Origin of the sequence: Streptococcus sp. HMSC10E12 (genome assembly GCF_001807855.1) — a bacterium.
GTDB lineage: Bacteria > Bacillota > Bacilli > Lactobacillales > Streptococcaceae > Streptococcus > Streptococcus salivarius.
In genome coordinates this window covers 372,422-397,896 of the sequence record NZ_KV791104.1, presented here as the reverse complement: position 1 = coordinate 397,896, position 25,475 = coordinate 372,422, and the positions used below count along the sequence as shown (strand labels likewise).

At 39.2% G+C, this 25,475-nt stretch carries 27 protein-coding genes and 1 pseudogene; 7 read left to right on the top strand and 21 right to left on the bottom strand.

What is annotated here, in order from left to right:
• Nucleotides 1-114: 114 nt before the first annotated feature.
• From HMPREF3112_RS08610 to HMPREF3112_RS08585, 6 genes are all read right to left on the bottom strand, one after another.
• Nucleotides 115-852, bottom strand: a complete 738-nt coding sequence (locus HMPREF3112_RS08610; protein ID WP_037603962.1) for a DUF4336 domain-containing protein — start codon at nt 850-852, stop codon at nt 115-117.
• 32 nt (nt 853-884) lie between these two features.
• Nucleotides 885-1,661, bottom strand: a complete 777-nt coding sequence (locus HMPREF3112_RS08605; protein WP_070439273.1) for an alpha/beta fold hydrolase — start codon at nt 1,659-1,661, stop codon at nt 885-887.
• Between the two features lie 78 nt (nt 1,662-1,739).
• Nucleotides 1,740-2,078 carry a type II toxin-antitoxin system RelE/ParE family toxin gene (locus HMPREF3112_RS08600; protein WP_004182882.1) on the bottom strand — a complete coding sequence of 113 codons (339 nt, stop codon included), beginning with the start codon at nt 2,076-2,078 and terminating at the stop codon, nt 1,740-1,742.
• Nucleotides 2,071-2,364, bottom strand: a complete 294-nt coding sequence (locus tag HMPREF3112_RS08595) for a type II toxin-antitoxin system RelB/ParD family antitoxin (protein WP_004182883.1) — start codon at nt 2,362-2,364, stop codon at nt 2,071-2,073. The genes HMPREF3112_RS08600 and HMPREF3112_RS08595 overlap by 8 nt, the downstream gene beginning before the upstream one ends.
• 633 nt (nt 2,365-2,997) lie before the next feature.
• Nucleotides 2,998-3,564: a hypothetical protein gene (locus HMPREF3112_RS08590; protein ID WP_070439270.1), complete on the bottom strand. Its 567-nt coding sequence runs from the start codon at nt 3,562-3,564 to the stop codon at nt 2,998-3,000.
• Between the two features lie 204 nt (nt 3,565-3,768).
• Entirely contained in the window at nt 3,769-4,311 is a 543-nt protein-coding gene (locus tag HMPREF3112_RS08585; protein WP_070439267.1) for a GNAT family N-acetyltransferase, read from the bottom strand.
• Nucleotides 4,312-4,647: 336 nt separating this feature from the next.
• Here HMPREF3112_RS08585 and HMPREF3112_RS08575 point away from each other — a divergent pair, with 336 nt between their 5' ends.
• Genes HMPREF3112_RS08575 through HMPREF3112_RS08560 form a run of 4 tightly spaced genes read left to right on the top strand, consistent with a single transcriptional unit; the run spans nt 4,648 to nt 5,892 of the window.
• The gene (locus tag HMPREF3112_RS08575) at nt 4,648-4,893 is read left to right on the top strand and encodes a hypothetical protein (RefSeq protein WP_001813542.1); all 246 of its coding nucleotides are present in this window, start codon (nt 4,648-4,650) and stop codon (nt 4,891-4,893) included.
• Nucleotides 4,890-5,225, top strand: a complete 336-nt coding sequence (locus HMPREF3112_RS08570; RefSeq protein WP_000806926.1) for a DinB/UmuC family translesion DNA polymerase — start codon at nt 4,890-4,892, stop codon at nt 5,223-5,225. The genes HMPREF3112_RS08575 and HMPREF3112_RS08570 overlap by 4 nt, the downstream gene beginning before the upstream one ends.
• 12 nt (nt 5,226-5,237) lie before the next feature.
• Nucleotides 5,238-5,606 carry a hypothetical protein gene (locus tag HMPREF3112_RS08565; RefSeq protein ID WP_000567222.1) on the top strand — a complete coding sequence of 123 codons (369 nt, stop codon included), beginning with the start codon at nt 5,238-5,240 and terminating at the stop codon, nt 5,604-5,606.
• A complete protein-coding gene (locus HMPREF3112_RS08560; RefSeq protein ID WP_001072467.1) occupies nt 5,593-5,892 on the top strand; it encodes a DUF5960 family protein in 300 nt (99 codons plus the stop codon). The genes HMPREF3112_RS08565 and HMPREF3112_RS08560 overlap by 14 nt, the downstream gene beginning before the upstream one ends.
• A gap of 117 nt (nt 5,893-6,009) precedes the next feature.
• On the opposite strand, the gene msr(D) is transcribed toward HMPREF3112_RS08560, so the two are convergent.
• The 11 genes and pseudogenes from msr(D) to rlmD all read right to left on the bottom strand — a co-directional run bounded on the left by msr(D) (nt 6,010) and on the right by rlmD (nt 18,570).
• Nucleotides 6,010-7,473, bottom strand: coding sequence for an ABC-F type ribosomal protection protein Msr(D) (gene msr(D) / locus HMPREF3112_RS08555; protein WP_000420313.1), 1,464 nt, complete (start codon nt 7,471-7,473; stop codon nt 6,010-6,012).
• Between the two features lie 119 nt (nt 7,474-7,592).
• Nucleotides 7,593-8,810 (bottom strand): macrolide efflux MFS transporter Mef(A), encoded by a 1,218-nt coding sequence (mef(A), locus tag HMPREF3112_RS08550; protein WP_000417519.1) that lies wholly within the window; start codon nt 8,808-8,810, stop codon nt 7,593-7,595.
• A gap of 385 nt (nt 8,811-9,195) precedes the next feature.
• Nucleotides 9,196-9,366: a hypothetical protein gene (locus tag HMPREF3112_RS08545; RefSeq protein ID WP_000873143.1), complete on the bottom strand. Its 171-nt coding sequence runs from the start codon at nt 9,364-9,366 to the stop codon at nt 9,196-9,198.
• Nucleotides 9,367-10,014: 648 nt separating this feature from the next.
• On the bottom strand, nt 10,015-10,458 hold the full coding sequence (locus HMPREF3112_RS08540; protein ID WP_049514508.1) for a GNAT family N-acetyltransferase: 444 nt from the start codon (nt 10,456-10,458) through the stop codon (nt 10,015-10,017).
• A 227-nt stretch (nt 10,459-10,685) separates the two neighbouring features.
• Nucleotides 10,686-11,006: a TfoX/Sxy family protein gene (locus HMPREF3112_RS08535; protein WP_070439264.1), complete on the bottom strand. Its 321-nt coding sequence runs from the start codon at nt 11,004-11,006 to the stop codon at nt 10,686-10,688.
• A 435-nt stretch (nt 11,007-11,441) separates the two neighbouring features.
• Nucleotides 11,442-11,933 (bottom strand): nucleotidyltransferase, encoded by a 492-nt coding sequence (locus tag HMPREF3112_RS08530; protein WP_070439261.1) that lies wholly within the window; start codon nt 11,931-11,933, stop codon nt 11,442-11,444.
• 292 nt (nt 11,934-12,225) lie between these two features.
• A complete protein-coding gene (locus HMPREF3112_RS08525) occupies nt 12,226-12,636 on the bottom strand; it encodes a DUF7668 domain-containing protein (protein ID WP_070439258.1) in 411 nt (136 codons plus the stop codon).
• Nucleotides 12,637-13,331: 695 nt separating this feature from the next.
• A complete protein-coding gene (locus tag HMPREF3112_RS08520) occupies nt 13,332-15,419 on the bottom strand; it encodes a heavy metal translocating P-type ATPase (RefSeq protein ID WP_037599273.1) in 2,088 nt (695 codons plus the stop codon).
• Complete coding sequence (locus HMPREF3112_RS08515) at nt 15,403-15,765, bottom strand: ArsR/SmtB family transcription factor (protein WP_070439255.1); 363 nt, start codon at nt 15,763-15,765, stop codon at nt 15,403-15,405. Before HMPREF3112_RS08515 ends, HMPREF3112_RS08520 begins: the two co-directional genes overlap by 17 nt.
• Before the next feature lie 14 nt (nt 15,766-15,779).
• Nucleotides 15,780-16,613 (bottom strand): annotated as a pseudogene (locus HMPREF3112_RS11775) (ZIP family metal transporter).
• A 601-nt stretch (nt 16,614-17,214) separates the two neighbouring features.
• Nucleotides 17,215-18,570, bottom strand: coding sequence for a 23S rRNA (uracil(1939)-C(5))-methyltransferase RlmD (rlmD, locus tag HMPREF3112_RS08505; protein WP_037603964.1), 1,356 nt, complete (start codon nt 18,568-18,570; stop codon nt 17,215-17,217).
• Nucleotides 18,571-18,783: 213 nt separating this feature from the next.
• Between rlmD and HMPREF3112_RS08500 the strand changes: the two genes are divergently transcribed.
• From HMPREF3112_RS08500 to HMPREF3112_RS08490, 3 genes are read left to right on the top strand one after another with little or no spacing between them, the layout of a single operon-like run.
• Complete coding sequence (locus HMPREF3112_RS08500) at nt 18,784-19,332, top strand: carboxymuconolactone decarboxylase family protein (RefSeq protein WP_002885920.1); 549 nt, start codon at nt 18,784-18,786, stop codon at nt 19,330-19,332.
• Between the two features lie 39 nt (nt 19,333-19,371).
• Nucleotides 19,372-20,436, top strand: coding sequence for an acyl-CoA dehydrogenase family protein (locus tag HMPREF3112_RS08495; protein WP_037603965.1), 1,065 nt, complete (start codon nt 19,372-19,374; stop codon nt 20,434-20,436).
• A gap of 16 nt (nt 20,437-20,452) precedes the next feature.
• Nucleotides 20,453-21,391 (top strand): TDT family transporter, encoded by a 939-nt coding sequence (locus HMPREF3112_RS08490; RefSeq protein WP_070439252.1) that lies wholly within the window; start codon nt 20,453-20,455, stop codon nt 21,389-21,391.
• Between the two features lie 15 nt (nt 21,392-21,406).
• Here the strand turns inward: HMPREF3112_RS08490 and HMPREF3112_RS08485 are convergent, their stop codons facing one another.
• From HMPREF3112_RS08485 to aroA, 4 genes are read right to left on the bottom strand one after another with little or no spacing between them, the layout of a single operon-like run.
• Nucleotides 21,407-22,828 carry an LCP family protein gene (locus HMPREF3112_RS08485; protein ID WP_070439249.1) on the bottom strand — a complete coding sequence of 474 codons (1,422 nt, stop codon included), beginning with the start codon at nt 22,826-22,828 and terminating at the stop codon, nt 21,407-21,409.
• Nucleotides 22,829-22,839: 11 nt separating this feature from the next.
• Complete coding sequence (gene pheA, locus HMPREF3112_RS08480; RefSeq protein WP_002890467.1) at nt 22,840-23,664, bottom strand: prephenate dehydratase; 825 nt, start codon at nt 23,662-23,664, stop codon at nt 22,840-22,842.
• Nucleotides 23,655-24,146, bottom strand: coding sequence for a shikimate kinase (locus HMPREF3112_RS08475; RefSeq protein WP_070439246.1), 492 nt, complete (start codon nt 24,144-24,146; stop codon nt 23,655-23,657). Before HMPREF3112_RS08475 ends, pheA begins: the two co-directional genes overlap by 10 nt.
• The gene (aroA, locus tag HMPREF3112_RS08470; protein WP_037603974.1) at nt 24,139-25,422 is read right to left on the bottom strand and encodes a 3-phosphoshikimate 1-carboxyvinyltransferase; all 1,284 of its coding nucleotides are present in this window, start codon (nt 25,420-25,422) and stop codon (nt 24,139-24,141) included. Before aroA ends, HMPREF3112_RS08475 begins: the two co-directional genes overlap by 8 nt.
• Nucleotides 25,423-25,475 lie beyond the last annotated feature (53 nt).

The following is a 25,475-nucleotide window of genomic DNA, read 5'->3' as shown; positions in this document are numbered from 1 at the left end:
CAAGTTGTAGCTTGTGGGGTGTTATTTTGCGTGCGGCGAATGAATGTAACTTTTAAATACAAAGGTCGAAGTATTCGTATTTGTCTTTCGACAAGTTCCCTTAACCACAGAACCCTATTTCTCTAGCCAAAAGAACGCTTGGTTTAACATCTCTTTTGCTTGTCCAAGCATACACGGTCCATGAGAAATAATAATATTCTTAGGTTCCCATTTCTTTATTTTGTGATAACTCCTCAAAGCTTGTTTTTTGCCAAATAAGAAACTTATTCTTAAATCTCTTGGTGTTTTACCATTTGGATGGTGATTATCACCTATTTTAAAAAGTAGCTTTTCAAAAAGCGATAATTTCTCAGTTTCTATGTTTTCAATAAGATCCGTTAAAATCAAAGTTGAACTTTCAGTATGGAAAAAAACAACCTCTTTCACATAAAAACTTCCCTCAAATGTTGTAAAAAGAATTTCTTCGTTCCAATTGGCCTTGCTTAATTCTTGACCATAATCCAAACTCATTCCCGATTTTCTGGCACGCTTTTGAACACCACTAGCTAGCCAAACTTTTGCTTCAGGAAATAGTTGATGCCATTCATCTATATAACTATAATGTAAGACATTGGGTGCAATAAGGTGTTTTACCTCACCCAATTTCTTGATTTCAAAAAGTAAATTGTCATTAGGCTTAGTCGGTGAATGCACCCAAAGACCACCATTCTGTAGACGGATAACTGTCATTCTAGTTGAAAAAGGCACTTTGAAGAATTTGAAATCCATCAGTACTTCTTCCCCATCCACAATCCATAGGTTATCTGCTATCTTTTTTAAGGAATTGAGGGGAGTATATTTTTTGACTTCCATGAAACTCTGCTTTCTAAATTAATAAAGTATAATCAATCGTTATTCTCCAAAAATGGAACAACCAACTTAATCCACTCTTGAGGTAGATAGGCTGATAAATAGCCGTGGTTATAACCCTTTGCTTCATACAAGATAGTGTCGGGGTGCAACTGTTGAAATAATCTAGCTGATTCCTTAACACATTTCAATTCTTTTTCACCATAAATATAGAGAACCTGCGCCTTACTTTTAGAAATCCTACTCTTCAACTTATAATGCTCCATATAAGTTTTATAGATGGTCACTAATGCTTTGATAGGTGTCCTTGGCATATCCTCCATATAATAATTTTTTATCTCGTCTGGGTAAGCTAATCTAGGATAGCATTTATTCATAATACTTAACTGAAGTTTGCAAGAGAATTTATTGAACATCAGTTTACCAAATAGAGACACTAGAAAGATGCTGATTTTAGCTAACCTTGGTTGAGGAATACAGAGGCTTCCATCTATGATGGCCTTCTCAGCAATTTCACTGTCTAAAGACAAAAGCTCCATGGAAATTTGACCACCAAGTGAAACACCACCAATCGCAAACAATTTCCCACCACAGTTTGATTTGATATAGTCTAGAATCTCCAAAGCAGAATCTTCAGTAGAAACATAATCAAGTTTGTATTCTTCACCATGACCATTGAGTGTTGGTAAAATGACATGGTAATTATGAGACAGGAGACGAGCTTGTCTAAGATAATTCCACCATGAACTTCCGCCACCGTGTATCAATAAAATGGGAGGCAAATTTTTATCACCAAATTCATGAAATTTCATATTTGATACCCTTCCAAATGTCTCATATTGCCAATACCATACTTGTCTTGAAAGTCTATGTCCATCCGACTCTTAAATCTACTTATAGAAAATCTTCACCCAATCTTGTTTTGCACTTAGAATACGAGCAACAAATACTGTATGATTCTCAATATAATAAAATGCGAGATAGTTCTCTATTGGCATATAACGATAGGTTTTCCCATCGTCAGTCATTTCACCGTAACCTCTACTAGACACAAGTGGACATGCTTCTGGAAATATTTCTAAGGTTTCAAGAGCAGTCAATATCAAATCGACTTTCCCATCCGCAGATTGTTGGCTATAAAAATTCATAACGATATAGTCGTGAATTTCTCGTATATCCTGCTTAGCTCGATCCGCAAGAAAAACCTGATAGCGTTTCAACTTAGTCAAGACCAAATTCCTTTCTCACATCTGCTACAGAAGTGACTTTACCTTGCGCAATTTCCTGATGCCCGATTAAAATTTCCTTCTTTAAATCCTCAAAAGCCACTTGATACTGCGTATCCTGCACATCACTAGAAACAAATTCTCTTGCATCAACTGTCCTATTGGCAATTTTTCTAAGTGCTGCATTGAGAACATCTGATACCGTAATTTTTTCGTCTGCTAAGATGTCTTTCGTTTTTTGGTAAAATACCGAATCTGCTCGAAAATTTACCGCTTGTGTCTTTGCCATACTAAAAACTCCTTTTGTAAATACATTTTGTATATACATTCTAACATATAAAAGAAAAAGTATTCAACTAAAAATAAAAATGACTTACAATAAAAAGCCCTGCAATCAAGGCTTTTCCCTCTACATATTTTCTAGGCTCGTACAAGCAGTGATACCGTCTCCACATGTTGTACTAGAAAATATCTATATTATAGAACAAAATTTTTGTTCTTTACTCAATTAGATAACAATTTCAGTTCAGTACAATTTTGGTAAGGTATATTCTATTGATTTATAGGACGAATCGATACATCTCCGAGTCCAAAAGAAAAAGAGTCAAAGATATCCTGATAGTCGAATGGAACTAGTTGCCCTGTTTGTCTCATAACAGCAAAGTCAACGCCTACCTAATTCACGAATGAGACAAGGGCACAATGTAAAGTCGTTTTTCTCAATGATAAGAGCCAGAGTCCAAAAAAGGGAATTCGCTCCTCCTTTGTGAAGGACTGCTTATACAAGTTGCTGATGATTTCCCAGTGTTTAAAAGGATTAAATTTAATTTGTTTTAAGGTCATAAATTTCTCCTTAATTCCACCATCTAGCAAAATAGAAGTCTTTTTAAATATAACTCACGCCACGCCTTCGCAACGTTCTTTAGTTTAACGGTTGAATCTCTTCTTTGACATATCCTTCTACATCTTCAATCTCTACAAACAGCGGGTCTAAGTGACACAAGAAGTGCCAATCTTCAGCGCCACGTTTTCTGTAGAGAATCGCTTCGCCGTCTTCGCTTCCGAAAAAGCTTCTGTCGGCTTCATATCCACAGCGTTCTAAGAAGTCTTTTGCCTTGCGATAGTTCGCTTCTCTTGCTTCGACATAGGCTTTCACTTCATCGTTGTTAACGACATACGCGTCGATTTTTGAATATCCTTCGATCACTTTATCGTTTTTAACGGATAGATTCGAAATTTCTTTCCAAATAATGTCCACATTTTCTTCAGAATTAAACAAAAATCTAGATAAAGGGACAATATTTCCATTAAAGACAATTTCCATATAATCCGACAAGTATTTTGGGTTCACATACTCCACTTCAAACCCATCTTCTGTTTCTAAAGTATACCCAGGGATTTGAGCTACAAACGCTCTCCCCTCTTCTAAAGAGTCAAACGTGACTAAATCCTTTTGATAATCACCTTGATAAAATTCCAATATAACCATCGATAACCCTCCATTTAAACTTTACAGCGAGCGCTACACAAATTTATTTTTCAGATCTTACAAGCAGTGATACTGCCTCGACATGAAACGACTGATCGCTGAGTCTATCAAGTGAAGCTGTCTGTATGTGGAAACATGTCTATAAAGCTTTTAACAATATCATAAGGTAATCGTTAAAAGGTATTACCTCGCACAAACAGTGATTTACTTAAACGAAATCCACTCTTCCTTTGAGAGACAGGTTATATGTTCTGTACGAAGAACACCTTCCCATGCACACGGAACGTTCTCTTTTGTATGACGATAACGGAACCCGCATTTTTCCTGAACTCTCTGCGACTTTGTATTGCCGTCAAAATAACCGCACCATAATTTCTCCAGATTCAGGTCATCAAATCCATGTCTCATCATCTCACGAACTGCTTCTGGTATCAGGCCTTGACCCCAATAGGGAACTCCTATCCAGTAACCAATCTCCGCCTCAGTATCCGGAATCCCTTTATCACTTGCAGAGCCAATCATCAGTCCTATGCTACCCACTGGCTGCATCGTTTCTTTTAAAACAATGGCGTATGTCTCAGGTGCTGAAAGATAACTTTTTATAATCTCCCTACTATTTTCAACGCTTGTATGTACTGGCCAACCTGCAATCGGACCCACCTCGGGATTACTGGCATATTGAAATAAATCATTGGCGTCTTTTTCTTCCCATGGGCGAAGAATCAATCTTTCCGTTTCTAAAATCATTTTTCTCTCCTTAAATTCCAACTGTTTATACAATCATTTCAAATGAAGGATTTTTCATGATTTGACTCTTTGTATCAACGCTATACACTCCACATGTGCTGAGAGCTTTCTTCTATACTAATAGACGAAAGGGTGTGAAAATGATTTTTAAATGATACTGTGGAACGGAACAGTAGCCCTAGTATTGACTACTGTCGTTTCTATTCATATTGGCTATTCTAGGACTGAGATGAAAAAATCTATAAATGCTCAGAATAAAATTGAACCCGCAAATCTCCCCAAAACAATGGTGAGTCATGTACTTGTATTATTCCGAAAAAATACACCTCTGGTGCAGTGAGACAAATTGGTGTATCTTATAGTGGCTTCGTAGATGAAAGCTATACTCTACTATCACTCTTTGATGATGTAGAACAAATTGAAAAAGATAATAGACTTCAGACAGCTATTGATGTTGTCAGAGAACAGTTTGGTTTTTTAGCCATACAAAAAGGAACCGTCCTAACTGAAGGTTCCAGAAATATTGAACGCAGTAAACTTATCGGTGGTCATTCCGCGGGTGGATTGGAGGGATTAAAATGAAACAAGAAAAAAATACAGTACAATTTTCAGAAATCCGTAGCAAAGGATGTAATGATATTGAAATGCTTGAAAGATTTTTACATGGAATCGTTGAAACAGCAACTTCAAAACTTCGTCAGAGAAAACTCAAAACAACTGAAATATCGATACGACTAGTACATGCTAAATCTGAAAACCGATTACCATTGGAATTTACATTTAGCATTAAGCCAACAAGCTCATCTGTGATAATCTATACTGAGGTAATCAATCGCTTTAAAGAATGTTACACAGGTGGGGGAATTCAAGGTTTTACGATTCAATTTGATAAAAATACCCTTGCCTCTGCATAGAAAGGATTTGATATGATTGACCGTTCATATTTACCATTTCAATCAGCAAGAGAGTACCAGGATACAAAGATGCAAAAATGGATGGGCTTTTTCCTATCTGAACATGCATCAGCACTCTCTGATGATACAAACAAAGTAACGTACATGTCTGACTTATCACTAGAGAAGAAATTATTACTCCTCAGTCAAGTATACGCCGGGCAGCTACGCACACGCATTCAAGTGATTGAAAAAAACAAGCGTGTTTCCTACACTGGAACAATACCAAGTCTGACCAAAGATTTCATTTTGATAAAAACTACAACAGGTCACATCAATTTGAAATTAAAAGACATTATTAGTATTGAACTTGTCGAGGAGGTGCTCTATGAATCAGCTTGAGTTTCAGCGTAATCACCTACAAATGGACTATTATAGCGAGAGCTACCAAGATTTTGAACGTGACTTCTACCGCTACTCTAACATGAATATTCCATTGACCTTCCTAACTGATGATATCCTAAAAACAATGGCGACTTCACGTAAGAATTACTTTGTCCTCAATAAGGAAAAGTCCAGAGATAACCGCGATCACTTCTTCATATTTGAAGTAAGTACCGTAGATGAGAATCCGCTAATCTATCATTATACATATAAGAAAACTACAATATATTTAGCAGAAAAATAGGAGCAGTTCAATTGACTGTTCCTATTTTTAATATTCATAAAATCTAAAGTCTTTATACTCTTTAACAATGGAGTCGCCAACCAGAACAGACTATACTGACCAGCGACTACCTTAAATTTAATGTTTCAGATTTATTTTCTTATCTCTAATTTCATAAACTACATCTGCTACATTTTCGAGTAATCGTTTATCGTGGGTGATAAACACGATAGTTCCGGTGTACTCCTTCATTAGTATTTCCAAAGCCTCTAAACTTGGTATGTCAAGGAAGTTACTGGGTTCATCCATTATTAGGATGTTATATCTACCCATGAGCATTTTAGCAAGCAACAATTTTATAATTTCTCCACCGCTTAAAACAGATAAACTTTTTCCAATATCGTTCTGTTTGAACCCCATAGATGCTAGCACTGAACGAATTTCTGATATATTGTAGTCACAATCCTTCTGCATAAACTCCATAACATTCTGATTACTGTTGTACTTGTAACCATTCTGTGCAAAGTAACCTATTTTTGCCTTAGGCGAAATAGAAATTCCTTCTTCATGGTTTAAGATCATTTGGATTAAAGTTGTTTTTCCGATTCCATTACCACCAGTTAACGCCACTTTTGCTCCTAACGGAATTTGAAAAGATGCATTTTCAAACAGAGCCTTATCCCCAAATACTTTATTAATTTCTGCACCGACTATAGGGTATGGATTATGGAGCTCCAATGCTTTACTTTGCCTGAAACGAATTCTGCGAATGCCTTCCGGAGCTTCTACTTTTCCTAAGGCCGCAATCCTGTGCTCTAGGGTTTTAGCAGCATTATACATCTTTTTTTCCTTACTTCCTATTGATTTTTGATGAGCTAAACGCCCTCCGTCTTCAGTACTTTTTTTCTTTGAAGAACCTTTTGCCTTCTGTTCTATTTTACGAGCCTGTTTTCGCTTTTCCTCCGCAGCCCTTTCCAATCGGGCACGTTCCGCAATAAATTGTTCGTATTCTGCAGCTTGGCTCTTACGTTCTTCCTCTTTCTGACGAAGATAATCAGAATAGTTTCCCCAATACTCAGTGATTTTGCCATCTTTCAGTTCCCATATTTTATCTACTATTTCATCAAGAAAATAGCGGTCATGGCTAATAACTAACAGTGCACCTGTAAAATATTTTAGCTGTCCTATTAGAAAATCAATTCCTTCACGGTCTAAATGGCTCGTAGGTTCATCCGCTAAAATACCATGAACCTGTGCCGATAAGGCCTGTGCTATTTTAAGCCTTGTTTCTTCACCACCGCTCATAGTCTGTATATTTAATTGCTCAACACCTAGCTTGCCTACAAGTGCAAAATCTTTTTCCTCCTGCAGAGTTACTTCGTCCAACTGGGGAATATAGGCAAGTTCACCCAGACGATTCATTTTACATCCTGGGGGAGTTAATTCTCCTAAAAGTACCCTGAGTAAAGTGCTTTTTCCAGCACCATTTGCTCCTACTAAACCAATACGGTCATAATCATATACTTCTAATTCATTTATATCTAAAACATCGCGTCCTTTGAATTCCACACGAATGTCTTTTGCTTTTAATATTAATTCCATAACATTTCCTCCTGTCTATAATCGCATGCTTTCATTTGCTTGTATGCAGGGAAAACCCTGCGATTTTAGCAGGAAGAGTTACATGAAAATAAGATACATAAATATTCCTCCAATATTGTTTATTTTAAATCTAATTTTCTAACCTCAGTTATCATTTGGCAAACTATAGCAATGCCAATAATTAAAATACCTGATAGTAAAAACCAATGATTTACACCGATTTTATCAGCAAAGAATCCAGAAAGAATTAACCCAATTGGCATAGCAAGTGACATGATACTTCCGATCAAAGAAAATACACGTCCTAAATATTCAGGCTTAATTTTCTCCTGAAAAAGAGCTGTTTGCACACCGCTATAAAATGGCACCGAAAGCCCCATTATTGCACAGCAAACTACGAATATTACAAATCCATTTGGAGGAAGTATTCCCGAAACGGCTAAACTGGTCCCCATTATAAAAAATGAACTTGTTATTAGTAATACATGCTTTTCGAAGCCCCCTAATCTTCCTAATAATAAGCCTCCTGCTAGCATCCCAAATGCAAAGGAAATTTCCGTAATAGAAATATGCACAGGCGTTCCATTAAAGTGTTCCATGCTTATTAAAGGAAATAGTGCATTGATTGGCATATAAACAAAAGTATATAGTGTTCCTAAGAGTAATAAGGCAAACAATCCTTTGTTTTGTCTCAGAACCACAACTCCTTCTTTCATCTCCCTTATGAAATTTGGTTCTAAACTTTGCACTTGATTACCCAGCTTAGGTATACGTACAATTGCTACCGTAATAGATGCAATCACAGCACCCAATACGTCGATGGCAATAATAGCATTTAAATCCCAAACGGAGTATAAGAGTGCTGCAACTGCCGGACTAACAATATAGCTTATAGACTGCAAAGACTGACTATAGCCTGCGCATTTCGTTAGCTGTTCTTCTGGTACTAAAAGTGGTGTAACCGCATTGAGTGCTGGGGTATGAAAAGCTGTTCCAATGCTACGGATAAACAATACTATCATAATCATCCAGACAGGTAGCTCCATACAGAATGCAACAATAGCAAGCACTGCACCAGCTGCTGCGATAATTAAATCGGCACCAATCATTATCTTCTTCCTATCATGACGATCCACTAGCACACCAATGGCAGGTCCCAAAATCGCATAGGGTAAAAAACCTACTAATGAAGCCATAGACAAGACCATCGCAGATCCTGTTTTTTCTGTAAGGTAAAAAATAATCGCCATTTGCAGGATGGCACTAGTGATTAATGATACTGCTTGCCCTGCCCATATTGCATAAAATTTTCGTTTCCAATTGTTGTATTTTTCCATTTATATTATCTCCTGCATATTATTTTGCTTGAATTTCTATTTTGAATAGCATTCTAGGCAATAAAAAATGCAGGCCAAACCCCACAATGTGGCTTTTGGTCTGCATACATACAATTTGGAAACATTCATATTAAAGACATAGTTAAATAAAGGTATAGTTAAATAACCAATATCCTCACCGTAACTAATGAATGCTCAATATCGTATAAATAAGCACAACAAAAAAGCCTATCATCGGGTATAGATTCTGCTTTTTTTATTGCCAGCTTATCTTAAACGCATTGAGGCTGTCATAGTTTCGGTTCCTCCTACATCTTTGTTTATATCAATTTATAGTATAACACAACAAGATGATATGTTCAATATAAAAGTTATGGAATGAGACTCATACTTCCAATTCGATGCCAGATTTAAAGGATATGACGAAGTTTTCTTCATAGACTGTAACGCTCTGGATTATCTTCCTTAGTAGCAAGCGATTAGCTTTCACAAAATCTTCTGTTTGTAGTTTTAAAAATTCATCAGGATTTTCTAACTCAACCTCAAAATATTTCATTTTACATTCCCTCATTTCATTTATTGATAAATTGAGTTTGCAAAAAAGAGTGGACAATTTTTGTCTACTCTTAACCTTTAAAATAGTTTTTTTTAATCGATTTGAAGTTGCCTAAATTATTACTTATTCGGTAAAATGAAGTATTGCTTTCAACAGATTTCCTTCAACTACACTTCACTTGATTCAAACAAGGTGGGTACATTTCTATTCCCACAAACTCCTTGTCAATGGAAACAAACACGTACCCACAGGGTAAATGGAAATAGAAACTGATAATTTCTAGCTATCACTTCTACTCATTCCAAAAATTTTCTCACTCTGATACTTACCCACCATAAAGCAAAAAGCCTTGCAATCAAGGCTTTCATTATCCCTTTCGTTCAAAGGTTTCTAAGCTTTTACGAGCAGAGCGACACACTCAGCGGTTCGCTATCTCCGTTCTGTCTGCGTGCTAGCACTTGTCAATCACGGACAGCTATCGCATGGGCGGAAGTAAATGCTAATCTTCGTCGTTTTACTCCTTGACTAGCAAACTTACCGCCTCAACATGCGCAGTCATTGGAAACATATCCACATCCTTAGCATTTCCCGTCTTCGAAATAAGTAAGTGTCTTAAACAGTTTAATATTCAGTTAGACAAACTGGGATTTAGAAAGATCTCCGCAAATAAACCATGTCTACCAACTGAATGCCACCTTCATATATTGGATGGTCATAATTGTCTGTAAAGAAGTTCGGGGCGATATGTGATCGCACAAACCCACACTTTTCATAAAACGGAATCGTCATTGGACTATCGCCCGTTCCTACCTGCAGAGTAGAATACTCTTCTCTGTATTTCGTGATAATAAAATCAATCATGGCTTTCGCGTAACCTTTGCCTTGATATTCCGGCACTGTCGCAATATTCTTAATTTCAAGTACGCCATTTCCCACATCGATTACAACACACTCACATTTAATACCATTATCATCAAGTACATACATTTTACCCTTATCAATATAACGGTCTATCATATCCTCCTGCTCATCTGCCAATAATAGCAACTCAATATAATTTTTCCTGTTTTCCATAACCTCTAGTATTTCCATCAACAACCCACTTCTTAAAATATTTATTGTTATTATTGTTTCGCAAATAATTTATAAACTCGATTTTAGCATCCCACGGGTTCAATGATTTGTAATCAAATCCAATGATTTCAAAGCTGTCATCAAAAATTGTTTATAGTGATTAGCTTCTTCTGCATTACCACCCTTACCATGAACATATATAACGGCATTTTTCATTCAAATCCTCTCCACAAATTCGAATTTGATTATTTCTTTTTCTTCGGTTTTGGTGCAGGTAACTCATCATAAATTGAATTGAATAAGCCGGTTAAAAATTCTTTGTTGTCAACATCATCTACCAATAGCATTTCCTTTGCTCCATCATACGGCAACTCATATTTTGCATTTGGCATATATGCTATTGCAGATTTAACAGGCTTCACTAAAAACCTATCATCATAAATCCCACCAACAATTTTCCCGCGATAATAAATAATATATTCACCCATCATTGCTTTATATGTTATTTCTTCCAACTCAGATAGTTGTTCTAAAATGAAATCTAAATACTCTTTACTTGAAGCCATAATCTATACCTCCAAAATTTGCATTTGTCTACACCGTTTTAATACTTATATTAGATTAATATGTTGGGCATTCCTTTTGCACTAGCACGCAGCTAATCACACTTCACCTTACTCGTTTTCTTGGGTGTACAATTCATGGGCCGAACATCTATTTCTACTTCGCTGATGCCTCAGCTCTCACAAGCAATGCCACACACTCAACGTGTGGTAATATTCTGCTTTTATACTAATAAACAAAAGGCAATGAAAATCATTTTAAAATGATACTGTAGAATGGAAAGATTATCACCACTTCCAAAAGAAACGACATCCATTCTATAATTTAAATTCCTTTTCTTTACTAATTCTATTACTCGCCAATATAGTATAAATTAAATAACCAATAAAAATAAAAAAGCAACCAGTCTTACAACTTACTACTTTTCATATGATAATTTACAAATGTCTTTCCAGCCACTCGATCTTTTTAAAATCCTTATTGTTATTGTGATCATTTCGATAGGAGTCTTGAGAAGAAGCTTTGTAAATACTTAGATACTGCTCCAGACTTGGAAGACGAAAAGTGATGCCTTCAATCTGAATAAGCTCTATATCCGATTCCGAAACTCCTGCAAAATCAGATAAGGTATCGATACTTCCAAATTCAACACTCACTCTATCCTTTTGGAATTCATGCTCATGAATATCTATTAAGACGTAGCCTAAGTCTTTCATCACTTTCATTATCTTGTCCCAGTCATAAATTCTGAGATGATCAGGTGCTTCCCAACCTCTAGGGTCACCAGGCACATGAATGTCAATGTCAGACGGCCCCCAATTTTCTTTCGTTCTAAACTCCAATCCCAAAGAACCCATCAGTGTCGGTGTAATTCCGACTCGATTTAAATGGAAACAAATGGTTTTAAATTCTTTAAATAAGATACTCATGTTTATTCTGAACCTTTCATCTAAATGTTCGTTATTTCTACTTTATTACCTTGAACAAAATCATTTTCATTTTCTAGTATATCCAGTTATTTTAGATACAAATTCTTTTCCTTCTTTTAAGGACCCAAATGCGACTAGATCTTTATAAGAAGGATTTTGATACAATTCCAGCATATACATCTTTCATTCTTCCAATATTTGAAAAACTAACCGATATTCTATGCAACTTACAACCTAATTATCTGTCCTTAGTATACACATATATTTCATAACGAAGATAATTAAGTTTGGTTTATCCAGGATCTACATCTATAGAAGTTATTTTGTAACCATCCTTATTGTATAAAAATTTTAATTGTAGGGTTAAATCTACTAATTCAGAATTAGAGGTCATCTGATATTCAACAGCAAAACCAGTTTGATCATTAAATTCATAAACTTGTAGTTGAGAATACTCATAATTCGGATGGAAATTACATTCTACACCATATTCATCAATTTTATCAAAATCGTTTAATTGTAATGAATCGTCAATATATTCAAGCAACTCTCTTAAATCATCAACTTCTGAACCATCAACACTATCCATAATATCTCTATAACTATTTAGATGAATTGCTCTTAAAATCTTTTTTAGTACTTCAATTACTTTTTCTTCATTTTGGTAGTTCTCTTTGTACTCAAAATCATCGAATATTCCCATGATAATACTTCCTTTTCTAGTAGTTAATTTTAAAGCTTTTAAAGCTTATGTATAGTAAAAATGTTTCTCTAACAAGCTGACACACTCGGCAGTTCGGAATTACCGTATCATTTCGTCGGTTTCCCTCCTCACTCTACGAATCCTATCCCATGGGCGGAGCATCTACTTCTACTTCGCTGATGCCTCAGCTCGTACAAGCAGTGATACCGCCTCAACATGATGCGTTTGTGGACTCAAAAGGTTCAGTGAACCTTTTGAGGATTAGCTACGTTTCACTAACAAACTTACACACTCCACGTGTGGAGTTAGTCAACATCTATATTATATAACGAAAGTGATAGAGTTGTTGTTTAAAATTAAACTTTAGAATGAAAATATTTAAAAAAAGTAGATCACTTTTAGAAGTGTCCTACTTGTATTATTTTTATTTAAAAAGGGATAAATCCTTAACAAAAGGGGTGTACTCCCGCGCCTTCGGGAAGGAAAAAAAGAAATGGCGCAAAATCAAGGTTTTATTTTTGAAATTTACCAGAAAATACCCTTAATGAAAGTAACGTAGTTCTTGTTGATGGTCATAGTGTGTTCTATTGATGCACGTTCAACGGTTACTAGATTTAGGTTAAAATCGTTAAAGCCCATATCATAGTTTAAAAAAGCGATTATACAAAAACTTGTATATCGCTCTGTTTGTTCACTTACTTTGACAAAGTGGAGGTATCTATCCTCAAGGTCCTCAATGCATTCCATACTGCCAGTAGCGTTACACCAACATCTGCAAAGATGGCCTCCCACATATTAGAAATTCCCAATCCACTTAGAACCAAGAAAATTAGTTTAACTACAATAGCCAAGGTCATGTTTTGTTGGGCTATTCTGACTGTCTTTTTTGCCAGTCGAATGACTTGAGGAAGTTTTCCAAGGTCATCATCCATCAGTACAACATCTGCTGATTCAATGGCTGCGTCCGAACCTAGCCCTCCCATAGCAATACCAACATCTGCCCTAGCAAGAACCGGTGCATCATTCACCCCATCTCCAACAAAGGCAACAGCCTGCTGAGACTGAGTCAGAATTTCCTCAAATGTACTCACCTTATCCTGAGGCAAGCAATCTCCAAATGCATCATTAAAGGCAAATTGCTGTGCAAATTCATCAACCACTGCCTGACGATCGCCTGAAAGGAGAACCGTCTTTTTAATTCCGACTGCCTGTAAATCCTTCAAGGCCTCGATGCTCGTCTCCTTCACTTGGTCTGTGATAAGGAAATAGCCTAGAAAATGACTGTCCTCTGCCAAATAGAGAACTGTTCCTGTGCTGTCAATAGCTGGATAAGCAATCCCTTGAACTTCCATTAATCTAGCATTCCCAAGATAGAGCTGTCTGCCATCTACCCTACCGGACATGCCCTGCCCTGGTAGCTCGGTAATCTGACTCACCCTATTCTCGTCCACTTCCTGTCCATAGGCTGTTCGAATAGAGTTTGCGATTGGATGATTGGAATAGCTTTCCAGATGGGCAGCGAGGTACAGAATATCATCCTCGACACCTTCTGCGTTGACAACGGTATCCACCGCAAAGATACCTTTTGTAATTGTCCCCGTCTTATCAAATACGACCGTATCCAACTTGGCAAGAGCCTCTAAATAATTTCCACCTTTCACTAAGACACCTAATTTAGATGCTCCCCCTAGCCCGCCAAAGAAACTCATTGGTACCGAAACCGCAAGAGCACAAGGGCAAGAAATGACTAAAAAGGTAAGTGCCCGATAAAGCCAAGTCGACCACTCCCCTAAACCAAGCAAGGGAGGCAGGCTTGCAAGCAGAAAAGCGATTCCGACAACCACTGGTGTATACACACGCGAAAAACGTGTGATCATCCGTTCCGTCTCCGCTTTTTTATTGCTTGCATTTTCAACTAATTCCAAAATTTTGTTGACCGTTGATTGCGAAAAAGTCTTACTCACTTCAATTACCAATGGACTAGTCAAATTGATCACACCACTTGTAATGTCCTCACCAACGCCAATTTCCCTAGGCAGTGATTCTCCTGTCAAGGCTGACGTATCCAGAATAGAACGACCTTCTCTGACCAGACCATCTAGGGGCACCTTCTCCCCAGGCTTAACTAAAATATGGTCCGCAACCCTTACTGTTTCAGGGTCTACTTGAACGGTTTCTCCCCCCTCTAGTCTCCAAGCCTTATCCGACCGAATATCCATCAATCGTGCAATGGACTGACGAGATTGAGAGGTGGCCTTATCTTGGAAATACTCCCCAATCTGATAAAAAAGCATGACGGCTACTGCCTCTGGAAATTCTCCCAAGAGAAAGGCTCCTAAGGTCGCGATACTCATCAAAAAGTTTTCATCAAAAAGATTACCACGTTGAATATTTTGAACCATCTTGATAAGAACCTTATGGCCGATAATGATATATAGGGTCAGATAATAGACCAGACGAATCCAGAAATACTCCTCTGGCAGGAAAAAGCCGAAGGCAAATAGAATCATAACAGCAAGTAGCAGCTCTTTCGCCCAATCTCGTTTTTCTGGAAGTGCCTCTTCCTTTTTCTCACTGATAACTTCGATTCCAGGTTCAATAGCATCCACCAAGTCAATAATTTCCTTATCTATCCCATCTTCGCTTTTTGTTTCCAAAATCAGCTTTTGAGCTATCAGATTGACAGTGGCAGATTCTACCTGCTCCAATTGATTGACAGCACGTTCAATCTTAGCAGCACAATTGCCACAGTCAATTCCTCGAAGTTCATACTCTTTCTTCATGTTTTTCCTCTTTCAAATGTTTCAGTGTCAAAGACAAGACTGCTGCGACATGATCGTCCGCAAGTTCATAATAGGTCATCCTTCCTTTTTTCTCCTCCTTGACCAATTGGCAGTCCCGCAGATAGCGTAGTTGGTGAGAAATAGCAGACTTGGTCATCTGTAACGCAATCGCTAAGTCTCCGACACAAATTGGATTTTGCCGTACTGCTTGTAAAATCCGCAAACGAGTTGGGGCAGAAATCGCCTTAAAAAAATTGGACATATTTAGCAATGTAACGGTATCAAACTCCGTCTCATGGACCCCTTGAATTAAATCTGGATTACAAGCTGTTAAACACTGTGACATATTTTCTATTCCTCCTATACTAAAGTTGTATCAAGTAACATCATGATTAGAAATCCGGCCATAACCCCACTTGTCGCAATATCGGTATTCTTGTGCTCTTGAGCACCTGGCACAAGTTCTTCCACTGCAACATAAATCATGGCTCCCGCCGCAAATAAGAGAGCATAAGGTAGTAGCTGGGTCATAGACATAACAGCATAGGCCCCTAAAACAGCTGCAATCGACTCAACAATCGCTGACATGGCGCCATAGTAGAAAGCTGATTTCCTACTTCGCCCTTCTACCCGTAGTGGCAAGGACAAGGCAGAGCCTTCTCGAATATTTTGGATGCCAATTCCCAAGGCCAATCCAAGGGCACTCATTCACGTAAAGGAAAGTCTAGTTGCGAGATTTGCCACACTAGCAAATGCCACACCAACTGCTAAGCCCTCTGGTATATTATGAAACACTACCGCCAGATAAAGCAGCATGGTCTTTGATAAGGGTCTTTTGGGATTCAAAATCCCTTCCTTATCACTCATCTGATGATTCAAATGTAGGTCGGGAACCAAATAATTAATAAAGCGGATAAATAAGCCCCCGACAATAGAACCAACAGCCGTCGTCAACCAGTAAAATCTGTTCGTAGCTATTGACTGGCTATAGTCCAAAGAAGGGACAAGCAAAGGCCAGACTGCCGCTGCCGTCATAATGCCCGCTGCCAAGCCCATCATCATATCCATGAATTTTTGATGAATGGTTTTGACAAAAAAGACCAAACTAGCACCGATAAGGGTACAAAACCAGTTGAATAAGCCAGCTAATAAAGCTTGCATTACTGGTGATAGAGAAGAAAAATTACATCTCATACCTCAATAATCGATGATTCAGTTGAACAACCACTCAACTATTATCATTATAGTTGAACACTCGCTCAATTGTCAAGGAAGAAAGTAAAAAAGCTATGAGAAATCCCCATAACTTTGTAAATTATTGAAGCAATCTCGTGTTCTTAGAGAATATCACAATGCCATAAAAAGCCCAAAGGACTATTTGGAATTATCATATCATATAACGCTTCGACACTATTTAACGATTACTATATTGAGAAACAAACTTTACTCCTCAAGAAAGTTAGATGTTCCCAATGCTATCCGTAAGAGTACTTAAAACCTTGAAACATACTGATTTCAAGGTTTTTATAACGTGTTATTGTATCACCTAATTTCTACTGATTTCCATAGATCAAACCTTTCGTGATTTTTTCATATAGGTGGGTACGTTTCTATTCCCTCAAACTCCTTGTCAATGGAAATAAAAACGTACCCACAGTGTAAATGGAAATAGAATTTGAGAATTCCTAACTATCACTTCCACTCACTCCAAAAATTACTTACTCTAATACTTCCCCACCATAAAGCAAAAAGCCTTGCAATCAAGGCTTTTCATTATCCCTTTCGTTCAAAGGTTCTAGGCTTTTACGAGCAAAGCTACACACTCCACGTGGTGCGTTTGCGGAAATAAATCAACCGGTTGTACTTTCTTCAATTCATATCCCAATTCTTGGTAGAGTTTGATATCACGCGCCATTGTTGCTGGGTTACATGAGACGTAGGTAATCTTTTCAGGTTGCATGGCAACACTGGCTTTAATAAAGCTTTCTGTCAAGCCCTTGCGTGGTGGGTCCACAATGATAACGTCTGGTTTGATGCCATCCTTGCTCCACTTGGCCATGGCATTTTCGGCTGAGTCCGCCACATAGTGGGCGTTAGTAATGCCGTTGCGTTCTGCATTTTTCTTAGCATCTTCGACGGCTGTTTCGATGACTTCAACGCCATAGACTTCCTTGACCTGTTTGGCGAACGACAAACCGATTGTCCCGATACCTGAATAGGCATCAATAACAATGCTGTCGCTGTTTAGGTCTGAGAAGTCAATGGCTGTTTGATAGAGTTTCTCAGCCATTTCGGTGTTAACCTGATAGAAAGACTGGGCAGAAATCTCATAGTCATTACCCAACATACTGTCTGTGATGGTGTCTTGACCATAAAGGGTGCGGAACTCCTTGCCAAAGATGGCGTTAGTGTTCTTATCGTTGATGTTTTGGATGATAGAAACAACATTTGGGAAGGCTTCCGTAATCTTAGCAATGACTTGGTCAATACGGAAAATTTTTGGTCTAGTCGTTACAAAGACCAGCATCATCTGACCTGAATAGTGGCCACGACGAACCACCAAATGACGAATTAACCCTGTCTGCTCCTTCTCATCATAAGGTTTGAGGTCATAGCGGCGAAGAAGATCACGGACAAAGACAATGAGTTTATCAATTTCCTTGTCTTGGATGAGGAAATCTTCAATTGGAATCAAGTCGTGAGAATTCTTGCGGTAGAAACCTGTTTCAAGCTGACCTTTAACACGGCGAACGGGCACTTGCGCCTTATTACGGTAGGCGTAAGGCGTCTCCATCCCCAATGTTTCAGCGACCTCTACGTCTGAGATACCTGCTGTCTTATAGAGGTTGTCCACAACTTGTTTACGCTTGAACTTGAGCTGCTCCTCGTAGGTCATATGGCCAAAATCAGCAATCCCTGAACGGAGGTAGGTCGCATCAATATCCTGATTACGATTTGGTGAAAGGGTCACATAATCCTCAACCTTACCAAAGCCGATATTTTTCTTGAGCTTAAGCACGCGCATCTTGATGACTTCACCTGGAAGGGCATTATCCACGAAAAAGACAAAGCCGTCCACCTTGGCAACACCTGCTCCTTCATGTGTCAAATCGACAATTTCAACTTCTACAATATCGTTTTTATTTAACATAATTCAACTTTCTTTACTTTTATGGGGCTTAAACATACCTTCAAAAGCCTTTTACTACCCTCCATTATAGCACATATAAATTAAATTTATGACTGGCCATAAATAATATAGATTTTTCAGAAAAGTCATACAGTGCTATCATAGGTCCATGACAAAAAATTAAACGACTCAGCAACTTGTCTAGATGTCGTTTCTATATAAAGGAGAATAATCATGCCAGATATTACCATTCATACAATCGAAACTGCACCAGAAGAAGTCAAAGACGTCCTTCAAACAGTCAAAGATGCTAATGGGGGATACATTCCAAACTTGATTGGTCTCCTTGCTAATGCGCCAACTGCGCTTGAAACTTACCGTACTGTCGGTGAAATCAACCGTCGCAATTCATTGACACCAACTGAACGTGAGGTTGTTCAAATTACAGCTGCTGTTACTAACGGATGTGCTTTCTGTGTGGCAGGTCACACAGCCTTTTCAATCAAACAAATCCAAATGACACCTCAACTCTTGGAAGCTCTTCGTAACCGTACACCAATCGAAGACGATCCAAAACTTGATACCCTTGCTAAATTCACTATTGCCGTGATCAATACCAAGGGTGCTGTTGGTGACGAAGCCTACAATGACTTCTTGGAAGCTGGCTACACTGCTCAAAATGCCCTTGATGTTATCTTGGGTGTCAGCCTTGCTAGCTTGTGTAACTACGCTAACAATCTCGCACAAACACCGATCAACCCTGAACTTCAAGAATTCGCTTAATTCAAAACCAAAGGATAAACTAGAGGAGGACCTAAGCCTATGTCACATTTTTCAAAAGAATTCCTTACTTGGTTGGATACCAACGCTGACCATATTGACCAAGAGTCTGGACCCATTGCGGACCAACTTCTTGAAAAAATTGCTGCAAACGACGTCTTTAAAATCGGCGTACCTGCTGAGTTTGATGGCCTAGGTGGTGGTCCTACTCAAGTTGTTGATGTGCTTGATGAATTGGCACAACACTCTTTGACAGCTTCCTTTATTTCTTGGGGACACCGTACTTTCATCGAGTATATCCTAGCTAGCGACAATGCTTATCCTCGTGAAACATGGTTGAAAGAATTGTATACCGGTGAGCGTGCTGGTGGAACTGGCTTGTCAAATGCGGTCAAATTCTTGTCAGATATTGAAGAATTGAATGTTACCATTAGTCAAGAAGGTGATGACTACTATCTTGATGGTCGTTTGCCTTGGGTAACTAACCTACGTTCTGATAAATTCGCTGCTCTCTTTGCTGCTGACTTTAAAGATGGTAGCCAACCTTGGATTATCACCATTCCATCTGAAGCTGAGGGTCTCAGCCGTTCTGAAGATTTGGAATTTGTTTCCCTTCAAGGTGCTAACACTGCCTCTCTTACTTTCGATCACGTTAAGTTAGATCCTAATTGGATCCTTTCAAAAGAAGGTACAGACTATATTGCTAAAACACGTCCGAACTTCCTTGGTTTCCAATTTGGTCTTGCCTTTGGTTTGGCCAAACGTTCTCTTGATGAGGTTGAAGCTAGTCTAAACAGTAACCGTAGCGTTCTTCGTGAGGAATTTGAAGCTACACGTGAAAATCTTCTCGCTATCCAAGACCAACTCTTTGCAGGTCTTAATGATGCCGATTATTTCATTGACAAACCACGTGAACTTTTCCAATTGCGTATCGATATTGTCGACGTCGTAGCCAACAGCCTGCTCCTCGAACTTCAGGCTAGTGGTGGTCGTGGCTATTTGAAAGAATCAGAGTCAAGCTTTATCCGTCGTTGGAATGAAGGCGTCTTCCTTCCAATTGTATCTCCGAGTGCGGTGCAGCTTCGTCACATTCTTGCAGCTAGCTAGAAAGGCCGGTGGACCAATGATGGTATTTTTTAAGAAAATTCCCTTGGCCCTATCTAGTCTAGTTCTTGCCCTCTTTAGTTTATCCAATCAAATAAGCCACTATACCCTGATTGCTCAGGGTATTTGGTGTTTAGCCAGTATAGGTTTTATACTTATACTGGGACGCTTGATTCTTGGATTTGAACAAATAAGAGAAGATTTGCGAAATCCAGTCATTGCTTCGGCCTTTGCTAGTTTCTTTATGGCTGCCTTTCTATTTGCCAGCCGCCTCCCACTAGCTCAAACAGGATTGAGTGTGACTTGGCTTGGACTCCTTGGACTTTATATTGCCTATATTATTTTTTTCAGTCTGCGTTTTTTACGCCCATTTTCTTTGAATCAAGTCTATCCAAGCTGGTTCGTGGTCTATGTTGGCCCTGCTATCAGTCTTGTGACAGTACCGGCTAGTGTTCCAACTAGCATCAAGGGACTTATTCTGGGAGTAACGGGATTTGCGACTCTAGCCCTCTTTCCACTTGTTTTATGGAGAATGAGACAGATAGCCATACCTCACCTATATCAGCCTATACTTGCTATTTTAGCAGCACCTCTGGCCCTTCTCATTACCAGCTCAATCAAGAGTAATCAAAGACCTGCAACTATCATTTTACTTGCCCTACTTTTATTCTCACAAGTATTCTTTTTCTATGCTCTTAATCTCTTTGTAAAACTGGTTAGAAAAGGCTTTATACCACTTTTTGCAGCTTTTAGCTTTCCCTTGGTCAATAGTGTCAATGCTTTTAAGGCAGCTACCACCAGTCTTGGTTTAGTCAATCTTGCTACCCAATTGATTTATAAGGTAGAGTTCGTCATTATTCTTCTTATCATGACCTATTTGCTCTATCATTTTCTAAAACTCTTATACAAGGCGCTTATACAAGCTCTTAATACCAAAAAACAAGCAGGTTCAGTGTGAACCTGCTTTGTTTTCTTATCTAAATCCTAGTTCTTTTAATTTTGACTGATAGGTATCAAAATCAATTTCAATCCCTTGACCGCCATACAAATCATAACTGTCAATCCAATCACCATCCGAAGGAATGGTTTGCGAATTGATCCCTTTTTTGAAACTACCAGCATTTGAAAGTCCCAAATCCAACATATCCGTCATACTCATATTGGTTGAGGTTAGTGAGTAAACCTTCCCCAAAGCCTCAGGTCCATTGAAGAGATTAAGTGGATTCTTAAGCTGCTTCATAACAGCCTGCATCACTTGTTGCTGGCGCTTGGTACGGCCATAATCTCCCTCGTCATCCTTACGGAAACGAGCATAATTCAGAAGGGTGCGACCATCCATATCCTGCTTACCAACTTTAATGGTTTGATTTGGCACATGACCATTCTTGTCCATCTTCAAATCATCTGGGACTTGTACTGATGACACTTTTTTACCATCAATGGTCGCAAACTTCGCATTGATTTCCACACCATTCGGGAAGAGGGTATCGACCCCTGTCGCAAAGGTTTCAAAGTCAACCATGGCATAGTACTTAATATCAATGTCAAAGTTTCGTTTGAGGGTCTCACGCATGAGTTCTGCCCCTTGATGATTATTTTGCTCACCAATATTGAAAGCCGTATTAAGTTTCAAGTCCTGAGAATAGTCGGTTTCTGAAGCCCCCTTGATATTGACCAAGGTATCTCGCATAAAACTAACCATCTTAATCTTACCTTCTTTATTGCCCACATTGACAACCATGATGGAGTCCGTTCTGGCATCGGTAGAGTCTTGGCTAACTCGCTGGTCAGAACCTAGAATAAGGATATTAACCCCATCCTTAGTATCCTTACCATTAAAGGTCTCAACTACGGCAGGCTGATAGGATTTACCATTATTACCTGCAGCAGAAAGGTCTGTTCCCTTGTAAAATTGATAGGCCATGGCTATCACTAAGAACACAACTCCAAGACTCAAGCAACTAAGCACCAGCCTAACAACTTTCTTGAGCCTTCTCTTTTTCTTTGGTCGCTTCTTCTTGGCTACTTGCGACTTGGACCTTGGAGCCGACGTTGCTGAAGGAGTTGCTTTTCTTTGAACCTTTTTACGTTTAGGTTTACTTTGAGCGACTTCCTCCCGATAGACGGGCAAACCATCCTCAGTTAGCTGATTGACAGACTCATAATCACGTTCTTGATAGTAGTCAGAACGATTGTCATAAGGCTGGTGCCATGCTGCTTGATAGTCCTCTCTTTGCGCTTGATACCGCCGCTCAGCTTCATAAGCATCCAACTTTCCTTGAAGATAATTGAATTCTGAGGCCTGCTGTCCATTCAGGTGAGCAAGATTTTTTAAAAGATAGCTGTAACGTAACCGTTCATGATGCGTAAACGGTCCATTGTTAGATTTGGTCATAAGATTTCCCTTTAAATTTCATAGACTTGGTAAGCACCCAAGATTTTATATCCAATTCCAACTGCAGTCAGCTCTTCAAGAGCGAACTGAGCCAACTTTTCCTTTGTATAATCACAATCAATAATAAAGAAATACTCGCCAAGTACCGTCTTCAAAGGACGACTTTCTATCTTGGTCAAGTCAATGCCTCGCCAGGCAAAGGTCGATAAGGCCTTGTAAAGTGCCCCTGGCATATTGTCAGGCAGGGTCAAGGCCAGCGTTAATTTGCAATCAATCTGATTGAGCGGAATCTCAGGAACGGTGTTCCCCAACACCCAAAAGCGGGTATAATTCTTTTCAATCTCCTGAATATCCTTAGCCAAGATTTGAAGACCGTATTCCTTAGCAGCTGCATGCGGAGCGATAGCCGCATATGGCTGATCTGGATTATCAGCGACAAAACGCGCCGCAAAGGCTGTACTGGCTGTTGTCTCAATCTTGGCATGTGGAAAATGCTGTTTAATATACTTTTTCCCTTGGGCAATAGCCTGTGGGTGTGAGAAGATTTTCTCAATTTTCTCATGATGTTTCGTCGCCATCAACTGCTGCTTGATGGGCTGAACAATCTCTGCCACAGCACGAATATCGGCCTGATGGAAGAGATAGTCTAAACTCTCATGAACAGAGCCCTCAATGGAATTTTCCACCGGAATGACCGCATAATCCACACGTCCCTCTTCATAAGACTTGATAACCTCGGTAATGGTACCTAGAGAAACCAATTCTGCCTCAGGAAAAGCCTTTAAGGCTGCATTATGCGTAAACGACCCACTAGGGCCCAAATAACCTACATACATTTGATAAACCTTGCTACTTCTTCTGGCGTTCGGTTATCAACTGTGACAACCAAATCTGCTAAATCTTGATAGAGTGCCATTCGACCGTCATAAATAGCCTTAAAATCCTCTTTGGAATGATTGAGAAAGAGTGGGCGCTGATTCTTGGTATCCCTTTCAATGCGATCATAGACCACATCGAAAGAAGCATGGAGCCAAACGTTATGCTTACGATTTTTCGCCAAGAGCTGACGATTGCGCTCCGTCACAACGACACCACCTCCAGTAGAGATGAAGACGTCATCTCCCTCTTGAAGGAGTTCCTCCAAAGTCTCAGACTCAATCTGACGAAAGGCTGCTTCACCTTCTTTTGCAAAAAAATCAGCAATGGACATGCCGATTTTCTCCTCGATGACCTGATCCATATCCACGAAACAACCATCCAGGTATGGGGCGACGGAACTCTTACCAACTCCCATAAAGCCCAATAAAACCTTAGCCATGGAGCAATCCTTCCAAGTCACTAAAGAAGCTTGGGTAACTTGTATTGATAGCTTCCGCACGTTGCAAGTCAACCTCACCATCTTGAACCAAAAGGGCAGCAATAGCTGTCATCATACCAATACGGTGGTCACCCAAGGTATTAACCTCTGCCCCATGAAGAGCCGTCTTACCAGTGATAATCATACCATCCTCAGTTGGTACAATATCAGCACCCATAGCATTCAAGGCATCCGCTACCACCTGAATACGGTCAGTCTCTTTGACCTTAAGTTCTTCAGCATCACGAATCACAGTCTTACCTTGGGCTTGTGTCGCTAAGAGTGTGATAATTGGAAGTTCATCAATCAAACGTGGAATGATATCTCCACCAATTTCAGTTCCTTTAAGTTCTGAAGTTTCAACCGTAATGGTCGCAGATTTAGCAACTTGGTCAATATCTGAAAGGGTAATCTTACCCCCCATGTCTTTGATCACATCAATGATACCCGTACGCGTCTCATTGATACCAACATTTTCCAAGACAATCTTAGAGTTAGGCACCACAAGTCCTGCTACCAACCAAAAGGCAGCTGAAGAAATGTCACCTGGAACCACAACTTCTTGAGCAGTGAAAGTTTGGCCACCAGAAATACGAATTTCCTTGCCATCTACCTGAAGCTGACCACCAAACTGCTGAATCATATCTTCCGTATGATTACGTGTTTTTTCCTTCTCGATGATAACAGATTCGCCATCAGCTTGAAGAGCTGCAAAAATAAGGGCAGATTTAACCTGAGCAGAGGCCACAGGCAATTGGTAATGAATAGGTTTAAGAGACTTGCTACCATGCATTTTCAAAGGTGGCAAATCGCGGTCCGTCTGACCTGATACCTCTACACCCATCTGACGCAAGGGAATGGTCACACGGTCCATAGGGCGTTTTGAAAGGGAATCATCCCCAAACATCTCTACATCGAAATCTTGACCAGCGAGCACACCTGAAATCAAGCGAATGGATGTTCCAGAGTTACCCATGTCCAATTTGTTTTGAGGAGCCTTGAGACCATCAAAACCAACACCGTGAATGCGAACCACATCACCGTCATCCTCGATAGTCACACCCAGATCACGAAAGACCTGCATGGTTGAGAGGACATCCTCACCTCGTAAAATATCACGAACAGTTGTCACACCTTTAGCAAGACTTCCGAACATAATCGAACGGTGACTGATTGACTTGTCACCAGGGATACGCAAGCTGCCATGAAGACCTTGTGCCTTGGTTTCTAGTTTCATAGGTTACTCCTGAAAATTTTATAGTTACTCTCATTATACCATAATTAAAAGCC